The 24,767-nt window shown below is 69.1% G+C and carries 19 protein-coding genes; 8 read left to right on the top strand and 11 right to left on the bottom strand.

From position 1 onward, the window contains the following. Positions 1 to 54: 54 nt before the first annotated feature. The 8 genes from HUG10_RS19285 to HUG10_RS19250 all read right to left on the bottom strand — a co-directional run bounded on the left by HUG10_RS19285 (position 55) and on the right by HUG10_RS19250 (position 9,804). Positions 55 to 2,037: a hypothetical protein gene (locus tag HUG10_RS19285; RefSeq protein WP_179171324.1), complete on the bottom strand. Its 1,983-nt coding sequence runs from the start codon at positions 2,035 to 2,037 to the stop codon at positions 55 to 57. Then, positions 2,024 to 2,980 carry a glycosyltransferase gene (locus HUG10_RS19280; protein WP_179171323.1) on the bottom strand — a complete coding sequence of 319 codons (957 nt, stop codon included), beginning with the start codon at positions 2,978 to 2,980 and terminating at the stop codon, positions 2,024 to 2,026. Before HUG10_RS19280 ends, HUG10_RS19285 begins: the two co-directional genes overlap by 14 nt. 5 nt (positions 2,981 to 2,985) lie before the next feature. Further along, the gene (locus tag HUG10_RS19275) at positions 2,986 to 4,011 is read right to left on the bottom strand and encodes a DUF354 domain-containing protein (protein ID WP_179171322.1); all 1,026 of its coding nucleotides are present in this window, start codon (positions 4,009 to 4,011) and stop codon (positions 2,986 to 2,988) included. A gap of 67 nt (positions 4,012 to 4,078) precedes the next feature. After that, positions 4,079 to 5,404, bottom strand: coding sequence for a nucleotide sugar dehydrogenase (locus HUG10_RS19270; RefSeq protein ID WP_179171321.1), 1,326 nt, complete (start codon positions 5,402 to 5,404; stop codon positions 4,079 to 4,081). Beyond that, a complete protein-coding gene (locus HUG10_RS19265; protein WP_179171320.1) occupies positions 5,397 to 6,782 on the bottom strand; it encodes a nucleotide sugar dehydrogenase in 1,386 nt (461 codons plus the stop codon). The genes HUG10_RS19270 and HUG10_RS19265 overlap by 8 nt, the downstream gene beginning before the upstream one ends. After that, positions 6,779 to 7,363, bottom strand: coding sequence for an acyltransferase (locus HUG10_RS19260; protein ID WP_179171319.1), 585 nt, complete (start codon positions 7,361 to 7,363; stop codon positions 6,779 to 6,781). Before HUG10_RS19260 ends, HUG10_RS19265 begins: the two co-directional genes overlap by 4 nt. 337 nt (positions 7,364 to 7,700) lie before the next feature. Then, a complete protein-coding gene (locus HUG10_RS19255) occupies positions 7,701 to 8,696 on the bottom strand; it encodes a Gfo/Idh/MocA family protein (RefSeq protein ID WP_179171318.1) in 996 nt (331 codons plus the stop codon). After that, positions 8,689 to 9,804, bottom strand: a complete 1,116-nt coding sequence (locus HUG10_RS19250; RefSeq protein ID WP_179171317.1) for a DegT/DnrJ/EryC1/StrS family aminotransferase — start codon at positions 9,802 to 9,804, stop codon at positions 8,689 to 8,691. Before HUG10_RS19250 ends, HUG10_RS19255 begins: the two co-directional genes overlap by 8 nt. 329 nt (positions 9,805 to 10,133) lie before the next feature. Between HUG10_RS19250 and HUG10_RS19245 the strand changes: the two genes are divergently transcribed. From HUG10_RS19245 to HUG10_RS19230, 4 genes are all read left to right on the top strand, one after another. Beyond that, positions 10,134 to 11,492, top strand: a complete 1,359-nt coding sequence (locus HUG10_RS19245) for a DUF1616 domain-containing protein (RefSeq protein WP_179171316.1) — start codon at positions 10,134 to 10,136, stop codon at positions 11,490 to 11,492. A gap of 3 nt (positions 11,493 to 11,495) precedes the next feature. Continuing rightward, on the top strand, positions 11,496 to 12,080 hold the full coding sequence (locus tag HUG10_RS19240; RefSeq protein WP_179171315.1) for a metal-dependent hydrolase: 585 nt from the start codon (positions 11,496 to 11,498) through the stop codon (positions 12,078 to 12,080). Positions 12,081 to 12,151: 71 nt separating this feature from the next. Next, positions 12,152 to 13,042, top strand: a complete 891-nt coding sequence (locus HUG10_RS19235; protein ID WP_179171314.1) for a DapH/DapD/GlmU-related protein — start codon at positions 12,152 to 12,154, stop codon at positions 13,040 to 13,042. Beyond that, complete coding sequence (locus HUG10_RS19230) at positions 13,039 to 13,908, top strand: polysaccharide deacetylase family protein (RefSeq protein WP_246310332.1); 870 nt, start codon at positions 13,039 to 13,041, stop codon at positions 13,906 to 13,908. Before HUG10_RS19235 ends, HUG10_RS19230 begins: the two co-directional genes overlap by 4 nt. A 200-nt stretch (positions 13,909 to 14,108) precedes the next feature. Here HUG10_RS19230 and HUG10_RS19225 read toward each other — a convergent pair whose 3' ends face one another. Together HUG10_RS19225 and HUG10_RS19220 are read right to left on the bottom strand one after the other, a co-directional pair. After that, positions 14,109 to 15,107, bottom strand: coding sequence for a glycosyltransferase family 2 protein (locus HUG10_RS19225; protein ID WP_179171313.1), 999 nt, complete (start codon positions 15,105 to 15,107; stop codon positions 14,109 to 14,111). A 3-nt stretch (positions 15,108 to 15,110) separates the two neighbouring features. Then, positions 15,111 to 15,251: a hypothetical protein gene (locus HUG10_RS19220; protein ID WP_179171312.1), complete on the bottom strand. Its 141-nt coding sequence runs from the start codon at positions 15,249 to 15,251 to the stop codon at positions 15,111 to 15,113. A gap of 197 nt (positions 15,252 to 15,448) precedes the next feature. Here HUG10_RS19220 and HUG10_RS19215 point away from each other — a divergent pair, with 197 nt between their 5' ends. The 4 genes from HUG10_RS19215 to HUG10_RS19200 all read left to right on the top strand — a co-directional run bounded on the left by HUG10_RS19215 (position 15,449) and on the right by HUG10_RS19200 (position 23,426). After that, the gene (locus HUG10_RS19215; protein WP_179171311.1) at positions 15,449 to 18,784 is read left to right on the top strand and encodes a GAF domain-containing protein; all 3,336 of its coding nucleotides are present in this window, start codon (positions 15,449 to 15,451) and stop codon (positions 18,782 to 18,784) included. A 69-nt stretch (positions 18,785 to 18,853) separates the two neighbouring features. Further along, positions 18,854 to 19,639, top strand: a complete 786-nt coding sequence (locus HUG10_RS19210; RefSeq protein WP_179171310.1) for a helix-turn-helix domain-containing protein — start codon at positions 18,854 to 18,856, stop codon at positions 19,637 to 19,639. Between the two features lie 552 nt (positions 19,640 to 20,191). Further along, positions 20,192 to 21,733, top strand: a complete 1,542-nt coding sequence (locus tag HUG10_RS19205) for a right-handed parallel beta-helix repeat-containing protein (RefSeq protein ID WP_179171309.1) — start codon at positions 20,192 to 20,194, stop codon at positions 21,731 to 21,733. Positions 21,734 to 21,875: 142 nt separating this feature from the next. Beyond that, on the top strand, positions 21,876 to 23,426 hold the full coding sequence (locus HUG10_RS19200) for a hypothetical protein (RefSeq protein ID WP_179171308.1): 1,551 nt from the start codon (positions 21,876 to 21,878) through the stop codon (positions 23,424 to 23,426). Between the two features lie 317 nt (positions 23,427 to 23,743). Here the strand turns inward: HUG10_RS19200 and HUG10_RS19195 are convergent, their stop codons facing one another. Beyond that, positions 23,744 to 24,589 (bottom strand): hypothetical protein, encoded by an 846-nt coding sequence (locus HUG10_RS19195; protein ID WP_179171307.1) that lies wholly within the window; start codon positions 24,587 to 24,589, stop codon positions 23,744 to 23,746. Positions 24,590 to 24,767: the final 178 nt, after the last annotated feature.

The following is a 24,767-nucleotide window of genomic DNA, read 5'->3' as shown; positions in this document are numbered from 1 at the left end:
CGCCGCTGTACCGTGATTGCAGCAGTTTGCATCGTTTGCACCGTCGCGATCACGTTACCCCTGTGACGTGGGTGTCATACACATACGCACGTCACCGTTCGAATAGATGTGGGAGGTCGTCCTCGGACAGATCTGGTCCTGGGACGGGTTACGGATCCCCGCGCCCTCCCCGATCCGGAAGAACGACCCGCCGTCGGACTGGTACTCCCGGTAGACGACCGCGCCGGACTGCACCGCACGCCCGTTCTCCAGGCGTATCGGCTCGGCGTGGGCGGCTCCCGTCCGTGTGAACACCGTCTGGTAGGGGTGGTCGGTGAAGACGTGTCCCCCCGCGATGTGCCGTTCCTCGTCGGCCATGGTCCCGATGGTCTCCATCGCGGCCAGTTCGGTCTCGGTGTAGGAGAGCCGCTCGTGCTGGCTGGTGAACACCGGGCTGTCCATCGACCCGTCGGTCGACATCAGCATGACGCTCGGGAAGACCAGCGCGAAGATCAGGAGGAACGCGACGACGACCGCGGGCGAGACGTTCCGGGAGAGGTACCCCAGGCCGATGGCGGCCAGGATCACCATCGGCGCGTAGATGAAGGCGATCCACCGTCCGGGGACGAAGTTCTCGATGCCGAAGAGGGGGAGCCCCAGGACGAAGAAGAGCATGACCGTCACAGCCACCAGGAGCGTGAACGTCGCGTGGCTCGCCCTGCGGCGGCGCAGGACGGCCAGGCAGCCGATGACAGTGGCACACAGCAGCACCAGGAAGCCGAGTTTGTCGACGTACGTCACGAGGGTGGCGATGAAGGGCGAGCCCGGGCCGCCGCCGGCGGCGCCGGCGGCCCCGCCGCCGGAGCTGCTGCTGACGCCGCTGAGGAACCCTGCGGACTCGACGAGCGTGACGTAGAGGTAGCTCAGTACGGTCTCGAGGAAGGTGTCGCCCTTGTACGGGGTGAGCGACCACATGAACGTGATGAACCCGACGTCGAACGCCAGCAGCCCGACGAGGTTGACCGGGGTGGCCATCGACGACGCGAAGGGGTTCTGGACCCGCGGGGTGCGGATGAAGTCGAAGTGGAGCAGCAGCTGCCCGACGAGCCCCGCCCCCACGAGCACGAGCATGATGAACGAGGAGATCTGGTGGGTCAGGATGACCGCCATGCTGAAGATCACGAGGAGCACGAAGTCGCGGGTCTCGTGTTCGGCCTGCAGGACGCGCGTGAGCGCGAACAGCATGCCGAGGAAGAACACGAGCCCCATGCTCGTCGGGATGATGTGGATCCCCCACCGGATCGCGTGGTCGGCCATCACGTAACACACCGCCGCGAACGTGGCCCACCGGACCGGCACGAGGAGGCGCGCGGTCCCGTACACCAGCAGCGTGGTCAGCGGCATCGCGATGCCGAGCGTGAGGTACAGCGCGTTGCGGATCGAGACGTCGTAGAACCCCGCCGCCGCCGTCACCAGCAGGTGGTAGAGCGGCGACGCGTAGTACTTGCTCTCCGAGACGGGTGCGAGCGACCCCGCCTGGCGGATCGACTCGATGTAGGTCGTGTGCGACCAGACGTCGACGCCGATGAACCCCGGTGCCGTGTAGAGCGCGGCGAACCGGAGGACCAGCCCGAACGCGACGACCTGCGCGAGCAGGACGCTGGGGTGGAGGTCCCGGTCGCGTAGCAGGATCACCTGTCCGATCAGGAGGGTGCCGACGATCCCGCCCAGGTCGTAGAAACTCCGGCTCCGCTCGCCCGTGACCGCCGCCACGAGCACCATCGCGGCGAGCCCGAACAGCACGACGGTCGGCCCGAGACGGGCGAACCAGGCGCCGAGGTGTGGGAGCCCGGACGTCTGGCGGTTCTGACGCACCGCGACGAGGTAGAGGATGCAGGCGAGCCCCAGCACGATGGGCAGCGTCTTGATGTAGATCTGCGAGATGAGGAACCGCAGCGGGAACATGAGCACCGCGAGCAGCAGCCCGAGCACTGCCGCGCCCACGTCGAGGCGGCGGTCGGCGAGCCAGCCCGACAGTCCACTGTTACGCTCGTACATCGGCCACCCCCTCGATCGGAGCCGCCTCCCCACGTCGACCGAGCGCCTCGTGGTACACGTCGACGAGGCGTTCGCCCATCCGGTCGAGCCCCATCGCGTCGAACCGGTCGCGCCCGTCCGCGCGACCATCGGCGGCCAGCGCCGCCTCGAGCCCCTCGACGAGCTGCCCGTGCGACGAGCAGACCGACGAGCCCTCGACGCCCTCGAGCACGTCGGCGACGAAGCCGACGTCCGTCGACACGACGGGGACGTCGCACGCCGTCGCCTCCTTCACGACCATCGGTCCGCTCTCGCGGCGCGAGGTCACGAGCAGGGCGTCGCTCGCGTTCATGTACAGCGGAATCCGTTCGTAGGGGACGTCGAACACGGTCTTCAGGGTGACGTCGCCCTCGGCCCGGTCCACGACCGACTCCGCGAGGGGGTAGTTCTTGATCGACCGGGCGGGGTCGTACGGGAAGAGCGCGATGTCGGCGTCCTGGTCCCAGCCCAGCCGCTCGCGGGCGTCGGCCCGCGGGATCGGTCGGAACAGGTCGGTGTCCACGCCGAAGGGGACGACGTGGTGCTCGCAGTCGAGCTGTCGCGAGACGGACGCGGACGGGGCGACGACCGCGTCGCTCCGGCGGGCGGTCCACGCGCTCACCGCGTCGAGCCAGCCGGCCTCGCCCATGATCTCCGACCCCCAGAGGGTGAGGACCAGGGGGCGGCACGGCTGGGCCACGGCGAGCGGCCCGACGAGCCCGTAGTTGGCGTGGACGAGGTCGAACTCGCCCGAGACCTCCGAGAGCAGCCGCCTGTAGAGGTCGCCGTAGGCGCGGACCGAGCGGCCGTCGCTCCCGCGCTTCTCGAGCGAGACGGTGGTACACGAGACGCCCTGCCGTTCGAGCGCCTCGACCTGCTTCTGGAAGAACGCCGACTCCGTGGTGACGAGCTGGAGGACGCGCATCCGGCTCACCTCGCCCCCTCGTGGAGCAGCCGCTCGACGATCACGTCCGTCGTGTCCCGACGGTCGTCGAGGAGGCGCTCTCGCCGGGCATCCCAGTCGGCCCCCTCGCTCCCCTCGAGGATGGCGATCGCCTTCTCGAGGCCGGCCTCGTGGCGGTCGGGCCCGTGGAACGGGTACACCAGCCCGTACTCCGCCAGGTCGTCGGTCAGCCCGGTGTCGTTCTCGTGGACGTAGATCGACGGCGTCCCGAGGACGGCGCTCTCGGCCGTCATCGTCCCGCTCTCCCCGACGAAGAGGTCGGCGTGGGCGAGCAGGTCGTGCATCCGGTGGGTCGCGACCGTCGCGCGGTACTCCTCGAGCGCGGGCGGGAGCGACTTCTCGGAGGTGATGAGGACGTCCGCGCCGGTCGACTCCAGCCGCTCGACGACGTCCTCGAGGTCCTCGAACCCCTCGCCGCCCACGTTGTGCATCGCGTCCCAGCGCACCAGTCGGAAGACGACGAACGTGTCGTCGGGGTCCACGTCCACGTCGTCCAGCGCGTCGGGGTCGGGCGTGAACCGGTCCGGGTGCAGGTACGCGAGCTCGTGGTAGCCGGGGTAGGCGTACTGCTTCGGCCCCACCTGATCGCGGTAGCAGGTCGGCGTGCAGATGAGGTCCGCGAACGGGAACGCCAGCCGGTTCGAGAGGGTCGCGTGCTCCGTGTCGGTGAAGACGACGCTCCGGGCGCCGACGAGCGCCGCGACGTGGGAGGCGGCGACGCCGCCGATCCCCGTCACGACGTCCGGCCCGATCCCGCGGGCGGCCCGCCAGAGCCGGTACTCGTAGGTCAGTTGCGCGCGCGGCACCGACCCGCCGGGCGCGCGTCCGGCGAGGACGGTGTGGTCCACGTCGTAGGCGTCGAGCAGGTCCACCGTGACGTCCTTGTCGACGGCGAAGACGTGGGTGTCGTGCCCGCGCTCGCGGAGCTCCTCGACGGCGTGCTTGTAGAAGTGGACGTGCGCGGGGTGCTGGACGCTGATCAGGACGTCCATCAGCGGACCCCCCTCGGCGGCGTGCGGACGCCCGGTTCGGTGGCCGCGGTTTCCCCGTACATACGTCTCACAGACACTCGTAGCGGAACCCGTGTTCGGCGGCGCTCTCCCCGTCGAACTGCCCGGCGACGTCCACGAGCACCGGGTCGTCGTTCAGCTCGTCGGCGACGGCCCCGAGGTCGAGGTCGCCGAACTCGTCGTGTGCCGTCGCGACGAGGACGCCGTCGAACCCCTCGAAGCGTCGCTCCCCCTGGATATCGATCCCGAACGACTCGGCCATCGCCTCGTCGTCGGCGTGCGGGTCGTAGCCGGCGACCTCGACGCCGTAGGTCTCCAGTTCCCGGATGACGCCGCTGACCTCGGAGGTCCGGATGTCGCCGACGTTCGCCTTGTAGGCGAGCCCGAGGATCAGCAGCCTGCTGTCCTTCATCACCCGTCCGCTGTCGTTGAGCGCGCGCAGCGCCAGTTCGGCGGCGTGCTTGGGCATGTACTCGTTGACCTCGCGGCCCGTCAGGATGAGGTCCGGCGAGTAGCCGGCTCGCTGGGAGCCGTGCGCGAGGTACAGCGGGTCGACGGGGATGCAGTGTCCGCCGACCAGCCCGGGGCGGTAGTCGTGGAAGTTCCACTTCGACCCGGCCGCGTCGAGCACCTCCTCGGTCTCGAGGCCGAGGTGATCACAGACGATCGCGAGCTCGTTGACCAGCGCGATGTTGACGTCGCGCTGGACGTTCTCGATCACCTTCGCGGCCTCGGCCGTCTCGATCGAGGGGGCACGGTAGACGCCGGCGTCGACGACGAGCCCGTACAGCGCCGCCAGCTCCGCGAGCGTCTCGTCGGTGTCGCCGCTGACGATCTTCACGACGTCGCGCAGCCCCCGACCCTCCACGCCCGGCGAGAGCCGCTCGGGGGAGTAGCCGAGGTTGAACCCCGAGCCCATCTCGAGCCCGGAGGCCTCCTCGATGACCGGCCCGAGCACCTCGCGGGTCACGCCCGGGTAGACGGTCGACTCGAGCACGACCGTCGCGCCCTCGGACATGTACTCGCCGACCGTCCGGCTCGCGGCCTCGATAAAGTCGAGGTTCGGGTTCTTGGTGTCGTCCACCGGCGTCGGCACGGTGAGGATGACGTAGTCGGCCTGCGAGATGTGGGCCGGGTTGGCCGTGAACTCGATCTCGCTCGCGGCGACGACCTCGTCGCCGTGGTCGCCGGTGACGTCGTCGCCCGACGCGAGCTTCTCCACCTTGTCGCGGTCGATGTCGAAGCCGACGACGTCCAGCCCCTCCTCGTCGAAGCCGAGGCTGAGGGGGACGCCGACGTAGCCGAGCCCCACGACGCAGACGGTCGCCGATTCGACCGCCGCGCGGGTGGTCTCGGACGTGAGGCTCTCAGACATTGACGCCCACCCCCCGGTAGGCGACCCCGTCGGCGCCGCGCAGTTCCGTCAGCGCCTGGCGGCCGTCGACGACGACCAGGTCGCGGTCCTCCGGACCGAGCGCGGGGACGTCGAGCGACTCGAACGCGGGCTGGTCGGTGACCAGCACGACGGCGTCGTACGTCGCGTCCTCGACCTCGTCGAGGTCGCGGATCGTCGCGCCGGCGCGCTCGAACGGCTCGTCGTCGTCGGTCACGGGGTCGACGGCGTCCACGTCCGTCCCGGCCGAGGAGAGCTCCTCGACGATCGGGAGTGCGGGCGTCGCACGGAGCTCGTCCACGCCGGGCCGGTAGGTCAGCCCGAGCACGAGCACCGACGCGTCGGCGGGGTCGACTCCCTCGCCGAGCAGGCCGTCGAGCGCGGCGTCGGCCGTGTACGCCGGCATCTCCTCGTTCACGCCGCGCGCGGTCTCCATCAGCCGCGAGTCGGCGTCGAACTGCTGGATGAGGAAGTGCGGGTAGTACGGGATGCAGTGCCCGCCGACGCCGGCGCCGGGCCGGTGGATCTCGCAGAACGGCTGGGTGTTGGCCGCCTCGATGGCCTCCGTCACGTCGATGTCGAGTTCGCCCGCGTGACGTCCGAGCTCGTTCGCGAGCCCGATGTTCACGTCGCGGTACACCCCCTCGAACACCTTCACAGCCTCCGCGGTCGTCGCGTCGGCGACCCGGATGACGTCGTTGGAGTTGACGTTGCCGTAGATCAGCTCGGCCAGCCGGCCGCTCTCGTCGTCGATGCCGCCGACGATCTTCGGGTAGGCGCCGCGGATGTCCTCGAGCGCGCGCCCGCTGGAGGTCCGTTCCGGGCAGAACGCCAGCCCGAACTCCTCGCGCGATACGCCGCTCTCCTCCTCCAGCAGCGGGAGGAGCACGTCCCGGCAGCTCCGGGGCGGGAGCGTCGACTCGGCGATCACCATGTCGCCGGGCTCCAGGCCGGCGGAGATCGTCTCGGCTACCTCCGTCACGACCGAGAGGTCCGGCTCGTTCCCCTCGTCGATGAGGGTCGGCACGATGATGACGTGGAGCCGCGCGTCCTCGGCGGCCGCCTCGCCGTCGGCGGTGGCGGACAACGAGCCCGCGTCCACCAGGTCGCCGACGGCGTCGTCGAGTCCCGGTTCGCCGGCGACGTGGCTCTCGCCGCGGTTCACGCGCTCGACCACGTCCGGGTCGACGTCGACCCCGGTCACGTTCCCGGTGACCTCGGCGTACACCGTGGCCAGCGGGAGGCCCATCTTCCCGAGCCCGTAGACGGCGACGGGGACCTCCCCGCCGGTGAGCGCCGCGTTCACGGACTCCGGCGAGTCGCTCGACCCGTAGAACTGGAACGTCCCTTCGGCGGTCATCGGTCGAGGTTCCCCCCTTCCAGTTCGTCCGGAAGCGGCTTGTGTTCGGCCGGAACGCCGACGGCGAGGGTGTCGGCGGGCACGTCCTCCGTGACGACGGCGCCGGCGGCGACGAACGCGTTCTCGCCGACGGTGACGCCGGGGAGCACGGTCGCGTTCGCGCCGATCGAGGCCCCCTCGCGGATCGTCGGCCCGTCGAGTTCGACGTCCTGTCGCAGCGGGTAGGGGTCGTTCGTCAGCACGGCGTTCGGCCCGAGGAAGACGCCGTCGTGGATCCTCGTCTTCGGCGGGACGTAGACGCCGGTCTGCATGCTCACCTGCGAGCCGATGGTACACCGGCCGTCGACGATCGTGTCCGAGCCGACGAGCACGTCGTCGCCCATCCGGGTCTCCTCGCGGACGACCGCGTTGTGGCCCGTCGTGAAGTCGTCGCCGATGTCCACGCCGTCGTAGATGATTGTGCCGGCGCGGATGGTCGCGTTCGCACCGATCACGGTGTTCTCCCCGTCCGCCTCGTCCGGGTAGCCGACGGTGGCGTCGTCGTCGATCTGACTGTCGGCTCCGGTGACGAAGCCGGTCATGACTGCTCCGCCGTCGGACCGCGTCCGTTCGTCCGGACCGTCGAACCGTGCCCGGTCGGCGAGTCTCGCGCGTGGGGTGTGTTCTTCGATGCGCTCATTGTGAAGTGGGGTCCCCGCGGCTCCCCCCTGCGGGGGCTGCGGGGCTTGCTCGTCCCTCCGCGACCCACCCCCTTCATTATCGGCCAGGTAAGCGCCCGATTAGAGCAGTGATAAGCCTCACGTCGGCGGATTCCCGGTCTTTCGACTCGTGAAAAGGTACCGTTCGTCGTCAGTAATCGGATCGACCGCGGGTCGGAACCGACGGGAGTCCCCGAGATCGCGCCGGGAGCGGCCGGCGTCAGTCGGAGCCGGCGTTCACCGGCACGCCCGCGCGTTCGAGGCGCGACCGGGTCGCGTCCTGCTCGATGGCCGTGGTGGTCTCGAGCACCTGGAGGCCGTCCTCGGCGGTCACCACAGGCTCGGTCCCGTTCGCCGCGGCGTCGGCGAACGCCCGGAGCTCCTCCTTGAGCGGTTCGCGGCGGTCGACGGTCACCCGCTCGACGAGGTTCTCGTGGCGGTAGTGGACGTTCCCCCCCTCGCGGAGGTACTCCGGCGTGGAGGCCCGGTGGACCTCGACCGTCTGGTCGATGTAGTCGACCTTCACCCGACAGTCGCGGGCCGAGATGGTGAGCCCGCGGACCTTCTCCTGGGTCACGCGGCTGGCGGTGAGATGGCCGACGACGCCCGAGTCGAACGACAGGTTCGCGGAGGCGTAGCGCCCCTCATCCGTCCCGACGGCGTTGACCGTGGTGAGCTCGCCGTCGATCAGGTCGAGGACGATGTCGATGTCGTGGATCATCAGGTCCATCACCACGGAGTCGTCGATCTCGCGCTCGAGGGGCGGGCCGAGCCGCTCCGCGCTGACCGAGATGACGTCGAGGTCGTCGACGAACTCGCGGAGCGTGATGACAGCCGGGTTGAACCGCTCGATGTGGCCGACCTGTACGGTGACGCCGGCCCGCTCCGCGAGCTCGATGAGCTCCTCGCCCTCCGCCGGCTCGGCGACGAACGGCTTCTCGACGAGCACGTCGACGCCGTGCTCGATGCACTGGCGGGCCATGTCGTAGTGGTACTCCGTCGGCACCGCGACCGTGGCGACGTCGACCGTCTCCAGGAGCTCCTCGAGCCCCATCGCCGTCGTCTCGTGCTCCCGTGCGATCGACGCGGCCTGCTCGTCGTCCACGTCGAAGACGCCCGCGAGCGTCGTCGGGCGGATCTCGTCGTACACGCGCGCGTGGTTCTGCCCCATGCTCCCCACGCCGATGACCCCGGCCCGGAGCGGCGTCTCAGACATGGGCCACCTCCAGTTCGTCGGCGATCAGGTCGCCGATGTACGCGGCCGCCTCCGGCGAGACGTTCGGGTGGACCGGCAGCGAGAGCACCTCGTCGGCGAGCTGTTCGGCCACCGGGGCCGAGCCGAACTCGCCCCCGTAGGCCGGCTGCTCGGTGATGCACGTCGGGTAGTAGACGGCGCTTCCGACGTTCCGCTCGGCCAGCGCGTCCTTCAGCTCGTCCCGGTTCCCGCAGCGGACGGTGTACTGGTGGTAGACGTGCCTGGCGTACTCCGGTTCCGTCGGCGTGACGCAGGGACTGTCCGCGAGCGCGTCCGTGAGGATCTCGGCGTTCTCGCGCCGGCGCTCGATGAACTCGTCCAGCCGCGCCAGCTGCTCGCGGCCGATGGCGGCGGCCATGCTCGTCATGCGGAAGTTGTGGCCGAGCTCGACGTGCTCGTAGCCGGCGGTCTCCCGCCCGTGGTTGACGAAGCTGGCGGCCGCGTCGGCGACCTCTTCGTCGTCGGTCGTGATCATCCCGCCCTCGCCCGTGGTCATGTTCTTCGTCGGGTAGAACGAGAACGTGCCGACGGTGCCGATGGAGCCGACCGGCGTCCCCTCGAACTCGGCGCCGTGCGCCTGCGCCGCGTCCTCGATCAGCGGGACGTCGTGTGCCTCAGCGATGTCGGCGAGTTCGGCCATCGGCGCGGGCAGCCCGTAGAGGTGGACCGCCAGGATGGCGTCCACCGCCTCCTCGCGCAGGCGCTCCTCGACGCTGTTCGGGTCGAGGTTGTACGTCCCGGGGTCGACGTCCGCGAACACCGGTTCCGCGCCCGCGAGCCTGACCGCGTTCGCCGTCGCGACGAACGAGAACGGCGTCGTGAGGACGCGGTCGCCCTCGCCGATGTCGACCGCCTCGAGCGCCGCGTGGAGCGCGGTCGTCCCGTTCGACGTGGCGACGGCGTGCTCGCTGTCGCAGCGGTCGGCGAACTCGTCCTCGAACGCGCGCACCTCGGGGCCGTCCGCGAGCTGCCCGGATTCGAGCACGTCGACGACGCGGTCGATCTCGGCGTCCCCGAGCTCGGGGTCGGCGATGGGGACCTCCCCCGCGAGGGGGACCTCGCCGCTCATGCTTCCACCGCCGGGACCGCGGTCGGTCCCGTCGGTGCGTCGGTGGCCCGGTCGAGTTGGTGCTCCGAAGGCGTCGGATGTGGTTGGTAAGTCATGGGTACTCCCGTGGGCGCGTGGGTCCTCGCTGACCCGCACGGCAACACGTGCTACCCGGTCATCGAGCACTCAGCGGGTTTATTATAGGCCAGATAAGCGGCCTCCGGACGGTCCCGCCCGATTCCCTGCGAACAGCTGACATGGGCTTAGAAGCGCTCTAATGCTTGATTTTGGCAGTTTCGGGCGACAAGGGACGTGGGGTTTTTTACCCGCCGCCGGGCAAGGCGCACTCGATGAACGCGCGGACAAACAGGTGGACGACCGACCTCCTCGTCGTTCTGCTCCTCACGGTGATCGCCACCGGGGTCGTCCTCCTCGACGTCGACAGCTCGCCGCTCAGGACGGCCGCCGTGGCCCCGATACTGATCCTCCTTCCGGGCTACGCGCTGGTCGCCGCGATCTACCCCGAGCGCGCGAAGCAGAGCGACGAGTGGTCCCCGGAGAAGCGGTCGGTCGCGCCCCCCGGCGTCGTCGACGACGGGCTGTCGCCGTCCGCGCGCCTCGGCCTCTCGGTCGCCGCGAGCATCGCCATCGTCCCCGCCATCGTGCTCGCGCTGAACTTCGCCGCCGGCACCATCGCCGTGGTTCCGACGCTCCTGGTGCTCGCACCGCTCACCGTGGTGTTGACGCTGCTGGCGTTCTTCCGCCGCGCTCGGCTCCCCGAGGAGCGGCGGATGGGCGTCCCGCCGCTGACGCACCTGCTCGGGATGGCGGTGCGCCCGTTCAGGAAGCACGACCGGAGCCTCTCGCAGTCGTCGACGTTCGAGGCGACGACGTGGCGGGGGCTGCTCATGAACGTCCTCCTGGTGGCGAGCGTCCTCGCGCTCGTGAGCAGCGTCGGCGTCGCGTACGTCTACCCGACGGAGGAACAGGGGTTCACCGAACTGTACCTCACCACCGAGACGGACGACGGCGAGTTTGTCGCGGAGAACTACCCGACCCAGTTCTCCTCCGGGGAGAGCCAGCCGCTGTTCGTGACCGTGACGAACCGTGAGGGGGCCGAGCAGTCCTACACCATCGTGGCGGAGCTCCAGCGGATAGACCAGACGCCGAACGGGACGACCGTCGCCGAGGAGACCGAACTCACCAGGTTCACGCCCACGGTCGGCGCGGGAGAGACCGCGCGGGTCGAGCACGACCTCCAGCCGACGTTCAGCGGCGGGCGCCTCCGGGTGCAGTACCTCCTGTACCAGGGTGAACCGCCGGAGGACCCCACGCGGGAGAACGCCTACCGGGATGTGCAGCTGATGATCTCGGTCGGCGGTGGCGGGAGCGGGGGCGACACCGGTGGCAGCGATGACGGCGCTAACGCTGATGGCGACGGTGGCGGTAGCAGCGACGACGGCGGTGCTGAGGATGGCGGTACCGGAACGGGCACCCCGACAGGTACGAGTACCCCGGCAGGTACGAGCACCTCCACGGGGACGAGCACCGGAACGAGTACCGATTCCGGGATGACTACTCCGACGGGCACTCAGACCGAAACCGGAACCGGCACCGGAACTGACACCGGCACTGGAACCGGCACCGAGACGGGTACGGGCACCGGGACCGAGACCGACGACGGCGGGATCGGTCTCGGGGGCAACTAACCCATGTGGCCGTGGGAGCACCTCGCGTTCGGCTACCTGCTCTACTCGGCGTGGACCCACGTCGCCTGGCGGCGCTCGCCGCGCGGCGCCGAGGCGCTGGTCCTCGCGCTGGCGACGCAGTTCCCCGACCTCGTCGACAAGCCGCTCTCGTGGGGGCTCGGACTGTTCCCGCAGGGCTACGCCATCGGCCACTCCGTCCTGTTCGCCGTGCCGGCCGCGGCCGTCGTGGCGGCGGTCGCCCTTCGCCATGACCGGCCCGACGTCGGCGTCGCGTTCGCCGCCGGGTACGTCTCCCACCTCGCGGCCGACGTTCTCAGCCCGGCGCTCAAGGGACAGGGGCTCGGGTTCGAACGCGTCCTCTGGCCGTTCGTCACCTTCGAGGGGTACGAGAGCGACGTCGGCTTCGCGGGTCGGTTCACCCTGTACGTCGGCCGCTACCTCCACGAGGTCACCCAGCCGGAGTACCTGCCCTTCCTCCTGCTCTACCTCGGGATGCTGCTCGCGGTCGTGGGGCTGTGGGTGCTCGACGGGGCGCCCGGCATTCGGTCGCTGCTCGGCGTGCTCCGGTCCCGCTCGCCCGACGTCTGAACCGGCGACCGCGGCTTAACAGCCGAATAAGAATGGCCCGACGGCACGGTTCCTCTGACGATGGGGATACCATGACGGGTCACTCACACGCCGCACGGTCGGCAGACGGGGACCAGCCGGGGGACGGCCGGACGACCGGGCTCGACGCCGGCGAACTCGCGTCGTTCCTCGACGCCGAGTTGACCGGGCCGCGGACGACGGTCACGGGCGTCGACGCGCTCGACGGCGCGGGACCGGACGACCTCGCGTTCTGCACGTACGACGACCCAGACGAGGTCCGGGCGTCCGACGCGGGCGTCGTCGTCTGCGGACGGTCGATCCCGGCGATCGAGGGTCGGACGCTCGTCCACGCCGACCGGCCGAAGCCGGCCTTCGTCAGAGCCGTGAACGAGTTCTTCGTCGACGAGGTGGCCGAGACGACGGTCCACCCGTCGGCGGTCGTCGAACCGGGCGCGACGGTCGGCGAGCGCTGCCGGATCGGCGCGAACGCCTACGTCGCCGACTGCGTCACCATCGGCGACGACTGTTCGGTCGGCCCGGGGACCGTCCTCGGTGAGACCGGGTTCGGGTTCGCGCGGATGGACGACGACAGCCTCGGCCGACAGATCCACGACGGCGAGGTCGTCCTCGAGGACGACGTCGCCGTGGGCGCGAACTGCTCGATCGACCGGGCGGTGTTCGACGAGACGGTGGTCCGCCGCGGCGCGAAACTGAGCGGCAACGTCCACCTCGCCCACCAGGTCGAGATCGGCGAGGACGTCACCGTCGCCTTCGGCTCCGGCTTCGCCGGGGGCTCCTCGATCGGCGCACGCACGACCGTCCACCCGCAGGTGTCGGTCGCCACAGACGTCACCGTCGGCGCCGACGCCGAACTCGGCATGAACGCCGCGGTACTCGAGGACGTGCCCGCGGGGACGACGGTCGCGGGCTCGCCGGCCCGACCGCTGGGGGACTCGCAATGAGCGACCCCGACGCGGGAACGACCGGCGGGGACGCCGACGCCGTCGAAACGGACGGCGCGGGCACGACCGTCGACGACGGGCTGGTCTCCGTCGCGGACGACCGGATGACGTTCACGTTCGACTGGTACGGCGACTTCCTCGACCGCCTGCTGTCCCACGGCTACCGGTTCCGCGGCTACAGCGACGAGATCGAGTCCGGCGACGTCATCCTCCGCCACGACGTGGACCTCTCGCCCCGGAAGTCGCTCCGGACCGCCCGGATGGAGGCCGAGCGCGGCATCGAGTCGACGTACTTCTTCCTGCTCACCTCGCCGTTCTACAACGTCCAGCACAAGCCGAACCGAGAGATCATCGCGCGGATCGAGTCGCTCGGCCACGACGTGGGCCTCCACTTCAGCACCCACCAGTACTGGAACGGGGAGCCCTCGTCGCCGGAACTCGTGGAGCGGGTGCGCTCGGAGCAGCGCGTCCTGGTGGAGATCGCGGAGGACCCGGTGAGCGCCGTCTCGTTCCACCGGCCGCCCGAGTGGGTGTTCCGGCGCTCGTTCCGGAGCTTCGACAGCACCTACGAGGAGCGCTTCTTCACGGAGATCGCCTACCGGGGCGACTCGAACCAGCGCTGGCGGAACGAACCGCCCCTCGCCGACGGCACGCCCGACCGGATGCAGGTGCTGACCCACCCGGGTCTCTGGGGCGAGGAGGACGCGAGCTTCGTCGAGCGGCTGTCGGCGCTCGAGGACGAGACGCTCGGCCGAACGCGCCGGTTCATGGAGGAGCAGTTCGTCGAGAAGAAGTACAACATCGACGAGTTCTGCGACTTCGGCGAGGAGTTCGAACCGGCGGCCGTCTCACAGCAACAGCAGTAGCACCGTCTCGCAGCAGCAGTAGCGCCGTCCGGGGTCGGCGGCGAGTCGTCGACCATTGACCGCTCCCACCTCGTCGACCCGCGTTCTCAGTGGATACGTCGCGCCACAACCGTCGTGCCGGGAGCGCAGCGGCTCACGTCGAACTGGACTCGTCGAGACGGCCGGGGGAATGTGCGGCCGGACAGAATCGTGGGGCGGTGTTACCGGTCGTACAGCAGCACTTCGAGGTCCCGGTTCTCCTCCAGGTCGAACACCATCGCCAGCAGCAGCATGACGCAGCCGACCATGAAGAGGGCGACGCCCCCCGCGATCCCGTCGTTCCGCCCGCGCCGTACCGCGTTCGCGACGAGCGCGAGGAGGCCGCTGCCCGCCCCGAGCGCCCCGAGGTAGTAGAACAGCGGGAGCGGGTGGAAGTCGTTCACGAGGTACTTCGTCCGGAGCCGCCGGAGGAACCCCCGCAGGAGCATCGTCGACACCTTCGGGATGTACGTCCGGTAGTCGATGTGGCTCTCCTCGTCCTTGTACACCGCGCGCCGCGAGACGTCGGCGACGGTCATGTTCCGGGTGTTCAGCCGGATGAGGAGGTCGTTGCAGTAGCCGTACCCCTCGTACATGTCCTCGATGCCGACCCGCTCCAGCGCCTCGTGGGAGATGGCGGTCGACCCGTTCTGCGGGTCCATCAGCTTCCAGTAGCCGCTGGCGATCTTCGTGATGAAGGTGAGCATGAAGTTGCCCACCTGGCGGAACGCGGGCATGTCGTCGCGGTCGCGGTCGAGGAGGCGGTTGCCCTTCGCGTAGTCGGCCTTCCCCTCGACGACCGGCGTGATGATGCGTTCGACGATGTCGGGCTCGGTCTGGCCGTCGCCGCCCATGACGGCCGTCACGTCGACGCCGTCGTCGAGCGCGTGGAGGTACCCCGTCTTGATCGCGCCGCCGACGCCCCGGTTCTCCTCGTGCTGGATGGGGACGACCCGCGGGTCGAGCTCCACCCCGCCGTCGGTCATCGGCGGGTCCTCGGGGACCGACTCGTTCGCCTCGGCCGCGTGCTCCTCGATCTCCGCCAACGTGCCGTCGGTCGACGCGTCGTCGATGACGTACGCGCGGTCGACGAACTCCGGGAGGGTGTCGATGACCTCCCCGATGAACGACTCCTCGTTGTACGCCGGAATGACGACGCCGACCGTCTTCCCCTCGTACATACGCTAAACCGTCACGTCCACTTCGGTCTCTCCTTCCTCCTCCTCGCCGTCGTCGGCGGGTTCGGTCCCCGACCGACGCCGAGCGACGAGGAACAGGAGTACGAGTGCGATACCGGCCAGCGCGAGGCGTTTCCTTCGGGTCATGTGTTGTCGTGTGCGGCGGGTGCCGCTACGTCGTTCTTCGGCCCCGTGCGGGTTTTATTATGACTCAGGTAAGCCGCGAGCGGTACGGTCGACGCGCCGCAGAGCGGCGCGAAACGCGCTTATTCGCTGTATAAGTAAACGTCGATAGTTCCTCCCCATCTGACAATGAGTTCCCACGCGCACGACTCGGGGAGGACATGACCTCCCCCGGGACCGTCGAGCGTCACGACGACACCCGCCGGATCCGCAGTCGCGTCCTCGTCGTGGGCGGGGCCGACGGCGACGAGCCGGCGCCCTCGGCCGTCGAGCGCGCGCTCGTCGGCGCGACCCTCGTGGCGGAGTCGGACCCGACCGACGCCCTGGGCCGGCTCGCCGCGGAGGGGGACATCGACTGCGTCGTCGCGTCCCAGTCGCTGCCCGAGGGGGACGGGATCGAGTTCCTCCGGGCGGTTCGCGAGCGGTTCCCCGACCTCCCGTTCGTGCTCGTCGTCCCAGCCGAGGAGGAGACGGTTGTGGAAGCCGCGCTCTCGGCCGGGGCGACCGACGTGGTCGCGCTCGGGACGGTGGACGACTCGCTCCTCTCCCGCCGGATGCGGAACGCGATCGCCTGCGGGGACGGCGGCACGTCGGCGGGGACGGGGACGCGAACGGGGACCGAGGCGCTCGCGTCGTTCGGCGAGTACGCCCTGGAGGCGACCGACGTGGGGGACCTGTGCGAGGAGGCGATCCGCGTCGTCGCCGACGCGCTCGACGCCGACTACGTCGCGGTGCTGGAACTGGCCAACGACGACGCGTTCACCGTCCGGAGCGCCGTCGGCTGGTCGGAGGGGCTCGACGGGACGGGGCCGGTGGCCGCGAACCCGGGCACCCTCGGCGGTCGCGCGCTCGCGTCGGGGGGGCCGATCGTCGCGACCGACGCGGAGCACGGCGAGTGGCTCGGCGAACCGACCGTCCAGCCGGAGCACGCGGTCGACAACGGCCTGTCCGTCCCCGTCAGCAGGGGGGACGAACCGTGGGGCGTACTGGAGGCGTACACGGCCGGCGAGGGACCGCTCTCCGGGGACGACGTCGACGTCGTCCGGGGCGTCGCCGCGACGCTCTCGGCGGCCCTCGACCGCGAGCGACTCGCGTCGGCCCACCGGCGGACGCTCGAACGGGCCCCGGTCGGGTACTTCGAGCTCGACGCGGAGTGGTGCTTCACGGACGTGAACGATCGCGCCGTCGAACTACTCGGGCGGGAACAGCGCGACGTCCTCGGCGAATCGCTGTTCGAGGCGTTCCCCGACGCGCTCGAGTCGTGGTTCCACGACGAGTACCGGACGGCGCTGGACACGGGCGGCCCGGCCACATTCGAGACGTACTACCCGCCGGCCGAGTCCTGGTTCGAGGTGTCCGCGTACCCGTCGGAGTCCGGGCTGGCCGTCTTCTTCACGGACATCACGGACCGGACGGTCCAGGCGGGACAGCGGAGGCTGTACGAGCTCGTCGTGGACACCATGGAGGACGGCCTCTGCGCCCTGGACGCCGACATGCGGTTCGCGATGGTCAACGACGAGTACGTCGCGATGACGGGCTACTCCCGCGAGGAACTCGTCGGGATGCACGTCTCCCAGGTCGTCGACGAGGGATCGCTCGCCGCCGTCGGCACGCTCCGTCAGGAGCTGCTCGCGGGGGACCGGCGCGTCGTCCGGACGGACCTGGAGCTCGCGTGCGCGGACGGCACCCGGCTCCCGGTCGAGGCCCGGTTCGCGGCGGTGTCCCCCGACGCCGACGCGTTCGCGGGGTCGATCGGCGTCGTCCGGGACGTCTCGGAGCGCACGCACGACGAGCGCACGCTGGCGGCCCTCCGGGACGCGGCGGGGCGGCTGCTCCGGACCGGGACGGACGTCGAGGTGTGCGAACAGGTCGAGCGGGCGGCGACCGACGCGCTCGAGTTCGACGAGGCGGTGGTCTACCGCTTCGGCGGGGAGGAGACCGTCCTCCGCCCCGCCACGGCGCCCGGCTCGTTCGCCGGGCGGTCGAACGCGGTCTCCGCGGTCGGTCCGGACGACGGGTCGCCCGTCTGGGAGGCGTTCGCCGAGGCGGAGCCCGTGGCGTGGGCCGATCCGAACGGCGAGTGCCCGGACGCGGATCGGCGGGGGACGCGCCGGAGCTGGCTGTTCGTCCCACTCGACGGGCACGGCGTGCTCGGCGTCGCGTCGACGGGAGAGGGCGCGGTCGACGAGCGGACGCGTCAGCTGACGGAGCTGCTCGCGGGGACGGCCGAGGCCGCGCTCGACCGGGTCACCCTCGAGGCGGACGTCCGCGAACTCGAGGGGCGGCTCGACCGGGTCGACCGGATCGACTGGGCCGTCGAGACGCTCCTCGGGGTCGAGCGCGCGCTGACGCGCTCGGGCACGCGCGAGGAACTCCAGCGGGCGGTGTGCGAGAGCCTCGTCGGGACCGAGCGGGTGGGGTTCGCCTGGATCGGAAGCGTCGACGGGGCGGGGGAGCGGCTGGAACCGCGCGAGTGGGCCGGCCGGGACGGCGGGTACGTCGAGGCGGTCCCCCTCGCGCTCGACGACGACGGTACCGAACCGGCGGTCCGGGCGGCCACGTCGGGGGAGCCGGTGGTGGTCCAGGACGCGTCGGGCGTGGAACCCCACGGATGGCGCCGGGAACTGCTCGACCGCGGGTACCGGTCCGTCCTCAGCGTCCCGCTGGTCCACGACGACGCGCTGTACGGGGTGCTGACGGTGTGTTCGAGCGATCCCGGCGCGTTCGACGACCTGTCGACGCGGGTGTTCGAGGGGGTCGCCGACGTCACGGCGTACGGGCTCGACGCGCTGGAACGCAGGCGGGCGCTGCTCTCGGACAGCGTCGTCGAACTCGACGTGCGCATCCCCGGCTCGAACGACGTCCTGAGCCGGACCGCCCGGCACGTCGACGGGCGGGTGACGTTCGAGGGGGTCGTTCCACACGCGGACGCGTCGTCGACGATCTACCTCTCGGTGGTCGACGCGCCCGCCGAGTCCGTGCTGACGTTCCTCGGAGGGTCGGCCGCCGTCGACAGCGTGTCGCGCGTCGCGGACGTCGACGACGGAGGGCTGTTCATCGTCACCGTGTCGGAGCCGACGCTCGTCTCCCACATCACGGGCGCCGGGGCCGCCATCCGGACCCTGACGGCGACGGGGAGCGAGACCACCCTCGGGCTCGAACTCCCCCAGCCGGCGGACGTCCGGGGGTTCCTCGAGCGCCTCCGGACGGAGTACCCGGGCGCGGAACTGGTGGCGCGCCGGTCGCAGGACCGCCCGCTTCGCACCCGACAGACGTTCAGCGCCGAACTCGAGGAGCGGCTCACCGACCGCCAGCTCGAGGTGCTCCGGACGGCGTACCTGAACGAGTACTTCGAGTGGCCGCGGGGGAACACGGGGGAGGAGATCGCGGACCTCCTCGGCATCACCCAGCCGACGTTCAACAACCACCTCCGGGTCGCGGAGCGAAAGCTGCTGACGATGCTGCTCGGCGAGCGGAAGGGGGCACAACGTGAGTAGTATAGCGGGAGGCGGAACACTATCTGTATTGGTGCAACTCTCATACCGCCGCTCCCGGAACCAACCCCCATGGACACGACGGGCGTAGCCCCCTTCGACGAGGAGGGGGCGAGGGGGCACGAGTTCGGACGTCACGCCGACGTCTCGCGGGAGGGGGACGACGGCGACGACACGACGACAGACGCGCCCCCCGCCGTCATCGTCGCCAGCGTCCGACTCTCGGGGGGACCGCTCGCGCTGTCGGAGTCGCTCGCCGCCATCTCCGGGGCGTCGGTACAGCCGAACCACCACACGGTCGCTCGGGACGGCGAGCGATCCCTCGTCCTCTCGATCGTCGACGCCTCGGTCGACGAGGTCGAGGCGGCCTTCGCGGGGGATTCGACCGTCGAGGGGTTCCAGGCCGTCCAGTCGTTCCCCGACCGGCTGACCTACCGGGTCGCCCTCGCGGAGTCGGCCGTCCTGATCGCGCCGACGAGCCTCGAACTCGGCTCTCGAACGGTCGCAGTCGAGGGGCGGAACGGCGAGTGGCACGCGGACTTCCAGTTCCCGGACCGGGAGTCGCTGGTCACGCTCCGGGCGTTCTGCGAGGCGAACGACATCTCCTTCACCGTCAACAGCCTCTCCGAGACCGAGTACCCGGGCACCGTCGCCGACGACCTGAGCGAATCGCAGCGCGAGACCCTCAAGACGGCGTACGAGTCCGGCTACTTCGACGTTCCGCGGGAGTTCAGCCAGACCGAACTCGCGGAGGAACTCGGCATCTCGACGTCCGCCGTGTCGGACCGGCTCCGACGCGCGACGGCCCAGCTCATCGAGGAGCGGTTCGGGTCGCTCGACCGTCGAGAAGGCAGTTAACGCGACGGATCCGGATTTTCCCTGTCAGTCGACCGCGGAGCGACTGCTTCGGAGGGAACCGATCTATCAGATGGAGTGTAGCAGCGTGGAATCGATACTCATGGATGTGATATTTTCACGCACGGTCAGTGTAGTATTTTCGCCTCCATCGACGATTGCGCATCGTCCCACAGCGTTGCTTCGGGGTGAAATGGTCTGCCCGAAGATAAGAACTCGCCGTTTCGGGCGCGACGAGCGGCATGTGTGCGAATAATCCAAACGTGCTTCTGAAGCCACTGAAGTGCCAGAATTCGGGCGAATAGCTCCAATCAACCGCGCTCGAACCTCGGGTCGTTCACCCACTCGTGACAGCTGTAAGACCATTGCACCTCAATTTCTCAAAATTGATAGCCCAAGTTGCCTTCCACTTAAAGACCGCATAGTTCCATGCTAAGGTAATTCCAGATCGGTCCGGTACGATATGTCGTGAAACAGACCAGCGGGCGAAGTTCGACTTCGACCAACAACACGGGCGACGCGGAAGAGACGAGCGGTTTCGGACGACGGACCTACATGCGCGGTCTCTCCACGCTCGGCGTGGGCGCCACGCTCGCGGGAATGGCGGGCCAGGCGAGCGCGACGTCGACGGCCGACCGGTACGAGGAGTACTTCAGCCGGTTCGACACGGTCGTCGACATGAGCGAGGCGGGCGCCGACACGAGTGGGAACGAGTGCATCTGCCCGCTCCTCCACGAGTACGCGGACGACGACACGCTCCTCATGTTCCCGCCGGGCGAGTACCTGATGACCACGCAGTTCCGGCACACGGGCTACTACAACCTCGGCATCGTCGGGAACGACGCGACGATCGTCCCCGGCACCGTCGAGGAGATGGACGGCCGGACCTCCGTGGCGGGCACCTTCGAGGGGCCGACGCGGCTCTTCCGGCTGGGCGTCAGCTACTCGCCGGGCGACAAGCTGCTCTTCGAGGGCTTCGACTTCGACTTCACGGCCAAGTACAGCGGGTTCCGCGTCATCGAGGCGTACGTCGAGAAGGACATGCTCGTCCGCGACATCGACATCGTCGGCCAGCACGACATCGGCTCCTTCGGCCCGGCGCTGTTCAGCGTCACCGACCCCGACGGCATCTCGTCGATCGAGGGGTTCCGCGCGCCCGACGGCGGGGAGCACTCCGAGAACACCATCGGCACGATCTGGAAGGGCCCGACGGGCATCCTCGTTCCCCAGAGCCACAAGGGGAAGCTCTGGTTCCGCGACTGCGAACTCGGCGGCTTCCCGGACAACGGCCTCTACGCGTCGAGCCTCGACGGCCGCGTCGTCGTGGATGGCGGCATCTACAAGAACAGCTGCGCGTCGAACATCCGACTGAAGGCCAGCTACAGTTACATCCAGAACGCGACGGTCGTCGTCGACGACACCAGCGGCGAGTACAACCAGCCGGGCGTCCGCCTGGACTGCGGCGAGGGCCTCTGGCTGTACAACACGGACATCGTCCTCTCGGACCCGTGCGGCCACGCCGTCGTCGTCCAGAACGACGTCGACCGCGCCCGCATCCAGGACTGCAACATCACCGTCGGCGAGGGCGAGGTGAACTGCGCCGTCAGCGTCAGCGAGGAGGCCGGGAAGGTGGAGATCTTCGACTCGGACATCGAGTTCGACGGGACCGGGAACGCCATCACCATCCGGGGCGACAACGACTCGTCCGACGAGCCGGTCAAGCTCCTCCGGACGCACATCACCGGGAGCGGTTCGGGCCGAAACGGCCGTGAGGCCATCCGGATCACCCGCAAGGGCGTCGACATCCTCGACAGCACCATTAAGATGGACGGGAGCCACTACCGCCGCGGCATCGACGTCCTCGGCGACGACTGCAACATCGACGGCGGCGTCATCGAGTCGACCCACCACCCCATCGTGAGCGCCGCCGACGGCACCCGCATCGACGACATGACGCTCCGCTCGTACGACGGCTACACCGGTCTGAAGCTCTACTCCGACTACTCGGGCGTCTCGGTCACCGACTCGACCATCTACAACGGGATCTCCGACAAGGGTACGATCGACCTCACGACGAGCAACCTCGAGATCGTCTGAGGGCCGCTACACCGCCCGTCGCGGGCTCGCTTCCCTGTTTTACCTGAAGTGTCGTAGTAACTGAACGTTTACCAATTCAGTACCGAATACATTTATTCCACTATAAAGTCTTATTGCAAGCAAATCCTGTGTACCGGACGCAATGTCGGAGCGACACGGTTTGAACGAGGGACAGGGGTTGAGTCGACGGGCATATCTGGGAGGCGTCATCGGTGGAGCGGCTTCTCTCTCTGCTGTCGGAACCGCGACCGCGTCCAGCGGGTACGACGAGGTTGTCGACCTCGTCGAGGAGGGTGCCGACCCGAACGGCGACGAGAACATCGTCCCGCTCCTCGAGGAGCACGCGGACGACGACACGCTGATCGAGCTTCCGGAGGGGGAGTACCTGATGACCGAGCAGTTCCGGTTCACGGGCTACGAGCACTTCGGTATCGTCGGCGACGACGCGACGATCGTCCCCGGCACCGTCGAGGAGATGGACGGCCGGAGCGCCACCGAGGGCTCCTTCGAGGGGCCGACGCGCCTCTTCCGGCTGGGCGTCACCTACGATCCGGGCAACGAACTCCGGTTCGAGGGGCTGACGTTCGATTTCACCCGCGACCAGAGCGGGTTCCGCGCGATCGAGGCGTACGTGGAGCAGGATATGGTGGTCCGCGACATCGACATCGTCGGCCAGCACGACATCGGCTCGTACGGCCCGGCGGTGTTCAGCGTCCTCGACCCGAACGGCATCTCGTACGTCGAGGGGTTCCGCGCACCCGACGGCGGGGCGCACTCCGAGAACACCATCGGTTCGATCGAGACCGGACCGACGGGCATCCTCGTCCCGGATAGCCACGAGGGGAAGCTCTGGTTCCGCGACTGCGAGGTCGGCCCGTTCCCGGACAACGGCCTCTACGTCTCCGGCAGCAAGGGACGTGTCGTCGTGCAGGGCGGCCTCTATAAGAACAGCAACTCGGCGAGCATCAGGCTCGGCGGTAACTACAGCTACATCCGGGAGGCGACGATCGTCGTCGACGACAGCCGACCGGAGGACGGGAACCAGCGGGGGATCCGGCTGGACGACGGCGAGCACCTCTGGGTGTACAAAACGGAGGTCAGGATCGAGAAGCCCAACGGGCAGGCCATCACCGTGATGGATGACGTCGACAAGGCCCGTATCCAGGACAGCACGGTGTCCGTCAGCAACGGGGTGAACCACGCGATCGTCGTCCGCGGGGGCTCCGGACCGACCGACATCTACGACACCGAAATCGAGATCAACGAGGGCGGTCACGCCCTCCGCATCGAGGAGGGCGGCGGCGTCGTTGACTGCTGGAACGTGACGGTGACCGGCGACGCCGACGGGTCGTCCGGGCGTCACGCCATCCGGTGCATGCGCGACGACTGCTCGTTCCGCAAACTCGTCGTGAAACAGCCCGGCTCCGACTACCGGCGCGGCCTCTACATCGGCGGCGACGACTGCTACGTCTACTCGGGCTACTACGGGACGAGCCACATCCCCATCGTCAACGAGGGCGACGAGACCTACATCCGGTGCGTGACGTCGCGTTCGTTCGACGGCTACGAGGCGCTCAAACTGCTGGACGAGAGCAGCGACGTGGACGTGATCAGCAACAAGCTCTACAACGGCATCTGGGACAAGGGGTCGGCCAACCTCAACACGCGGGACAACGAGTACCCGGACGGCTGAGCCGGTACTCGGACGGCCGAGCCAGTACCCGGACGGCTCACATCCTCACGCGCGCGTGGGCGATGAAATAAAGCGTGGACCAACACGTGTGGGCCGGAACTCGAACGAGAAGCGTCGGTAGCTAGAACTCAACCGGTAGCTATTCCGTCACGAGCGACTTTCGAGGCCCCGAAATCAATCGCTTCCGGTTGGTAGCTGGTCGTCTCCGGTCGGCCGTCGGTTACCTGCTCACGGCTATCCGTCGTCGGCCGGCCGCGGTCGGGCGCTCCGTTCGCCGTGAAGACGACGGTAGTCGCCGGCGGAGGTGTGTGACCGGTTTACTCCGTCTCCACGACGATGTTCACGTTGTCACCGTCCTTCAGGTAGTACTCGGAGGGGTCGACCGACTCGCCGTTCACCTCGATGGTTACGGTCGTGTCCGAGTCGCTCCCGTCGTACGTCGTCCCGTCGTACGTGACGGAGTTCTCGGTCACGTTGATCCCGTCGAGCGAGTTCATCGCCCACTCCAGGGTCATGCTCCACGAGTGGGCGTGCCAGGGCTCGGCGTGCCCGCCCTCGAAGTGGAACAGCTGGTGGTTGGTCTGGTACCGGTCCTCGCTGAAGTCGAGTTCCTCTCCCTCGACCTCGAACGTGATGGGGCCGTGGATGTGCTGCTGGTCGGCCTTGATGTACTCTCCGGGCGTCTCGACGTCCATGTCGGCCGTCTCGACCGTCACCCAGATCTCGTCCCCGTCGGAGAGCTCGTACTGCGTCGGGTCGACCTCCTCGCCGTTGACGCGGACGTAGATCCCCGTGCCCTCGGTGGACTCGGTGTAGGTCTCGCCGTCGTAGCTGAGCTCCTGGGGCCCGGCGTCGATCCCGAGCGTGGAGAGCGCCTCGGCGAGTGTCTGGCCGGAGGTGGAGCCGTGCCAGGTGTGCGGGTCGTCCTCGTCGATGTAGAACGAACTCCCCTCGGACTGGGACTGCTCCTGGAGCGGGACCTCGTTGCCCGCGACGACGACTGTCAGCTTCCCGTTCGCGCCGTCGGTCCCGTTCGTCGACGACCCGTTCTCACCCTCGGTCTCGTTGCCGTGCGAGTGGCCGTGGCCGTCCCCCGTCGCCGTTCCCGTCGGCGAGTCGGTCGCCGCCGGGGTCGTCTCGTCCGCCGTCGGCGAGTCGGTCATCTCCGACGTCGACGTCGGCGTTTCGCCACCGGCTCCGAGCCCGGAGCACCCGGCGGACGCCACGAGGACGCCGACGAGAAGTAGCGTGATGGCATGTCGTCTCGATCGCGATCTATCGGTTCCCATATCGGACGGTCGGGTAGAGTCACCGGAGTTAGTTTATTATCAATTTGATAGC

This window comes from Halorarum halophilum, from assembly GCF_013401515.1.
Lineage (GTDB): Archaea > Halobacteriota > Halobacteria > Halobacteriales > Haloferacaceae > Halorarum > Halorarum halophilum.
This window is presented reverse-complemented; position numbering and strand designations above follow the sequence as displayed.

Bases quoted from the DNA above. Each gene is read 5' to 3' on its own strand.
- HUG10_RS19285 (WP_179171324.1), bottom strand. From the start codon at position 2,037: ATGTACGAGCGTAACAGTGGACTGTCGGGCTGGCTCGCCGACCGCCGC.
- HUG10_RS19280 (WP_179171323.1), bottom strand. From the start codon at position 2,980: ATGCGCGTCCTCCAGCTCGTCACCACGGAGTCGGCGTTCTTCCAGAAG.
- HUG10_RS19275 (WP_179171322.1), bottom strand. From the start codon at position 4,011: ATGGACGTCCTGATCAGCGTCCAGCACCCCGCGCACGTCCACTTCTAC.
- HUG10_RS19270 (WP_179171321.1), bottom strand. From the start codon at position 5,404: ATGTCTGAGAGCCTCACGTCCGAGACCACCCGCGCGGCGGTCGAATCG.
- HUG10_RS19265 (WP_179171320.1), bottom strand. From the start codon at position 6,782: ATGACCGCCGAAGGGACGTTCCAGTTCTACGGGTCGAGCGACTCGCCG.
- HUG10_RS19260 (WP_179171319.1), bottom strand. From the start codon at position 7,363: ATGACCGGCTTCGTCACCGGAGCCGACAGTCAGATCGACGACGACGCC.
- HUG10_RS19255 (WP_179171318.1), bottom strand. From the start codon at position 8,696: ATGTCTGAGACGCCGCTCCGGGCCGGGGTCATCGGCGTGGGGAGCATG.
- HUG10_RS19250 (WP_179171317.1), bottom strand. From the start codon at position 9,804: ATGAGCGGCGAGGTCCCCCTCGCGGGGGAGGTCCCCATCGCCGACCCC.
- HUG10_RS19245 (WP_179171316.1), top strand. From the start codon at position 10,134: ATGAACGCGCGGACAAACAGGTGGACGACCGACCTCCTCGTCGTTCTG.
- HUG10_RS19240 (WP_179171315.1), top strand. From the start codon at position 11,496: ATGTGGCCGTGGGAGCACCTCGCGTTCGGCTACCTGCTCTACTCGGCG.
- HUG10_RS19235 (WP_179171314.1), top strand. From the start codon at position 12,152: ATGACGGGTCACTCACACGCCGCACGGTCGGCAGACGGGGACCAGCCG.
- HUG10_RS19230 (WP_246310332.1), top strand. From the start codon at position 13,039: ATGAGCGACCCCGACGCGGGAACGACCGGCGGGGACGCCGACGCCGTC.
- HUG10_RS19225 (WP_179171313.1), bottom strand. From the start codon at position 15,107: ATGTACGAGGGGAAGACGGTCGGCGTCGTCATTCCGGCGTACAACGAG.
- HUG10_RS19220 (WP_179171312.1), bottom strand. From the start codon at position 15,251: ATGACCCGAAGGAAACGCCTCGCGCTGGCCGGTATCGCACTCGTACTC.
- HUG10_RS19215 (WP_179171311.1), top strand. From the start codon at position 15,449: ATGACCTCCCCCGGGACCGTCGAGCGTCACGACGACACCCGCCGGATC.
- HUG10_RS19210 (WP_179171310.1), top strand. From the start codon at position 18,854: ATGGACACGACGGGCGTAGCCCCCTTCGACGAGGAGGGGGCGAGGGGG.
- HUG10_RS19205 (WP_179171309.1), top strand. From the start codon at position 20,192: ATGCGCGGTCTCTCCACGCTCGGCGTGGGCGCCACGCTCGCGGGAATG.
- HUG10_RS19200 (WP_179171308.1), top strand. From the start codon at position 21,876: ATGTCGGAGCGACACGGTTTGAACGAGGGACAGGGGTTGAGTCGACGG.
- HUG10_RS19195 (WP_179171307.1), bottom strand. From the start codon at position 24,589: ATGACCGACTCGCCGACGGCGGACGAGACGACCCCGGCGGCGACCGAC.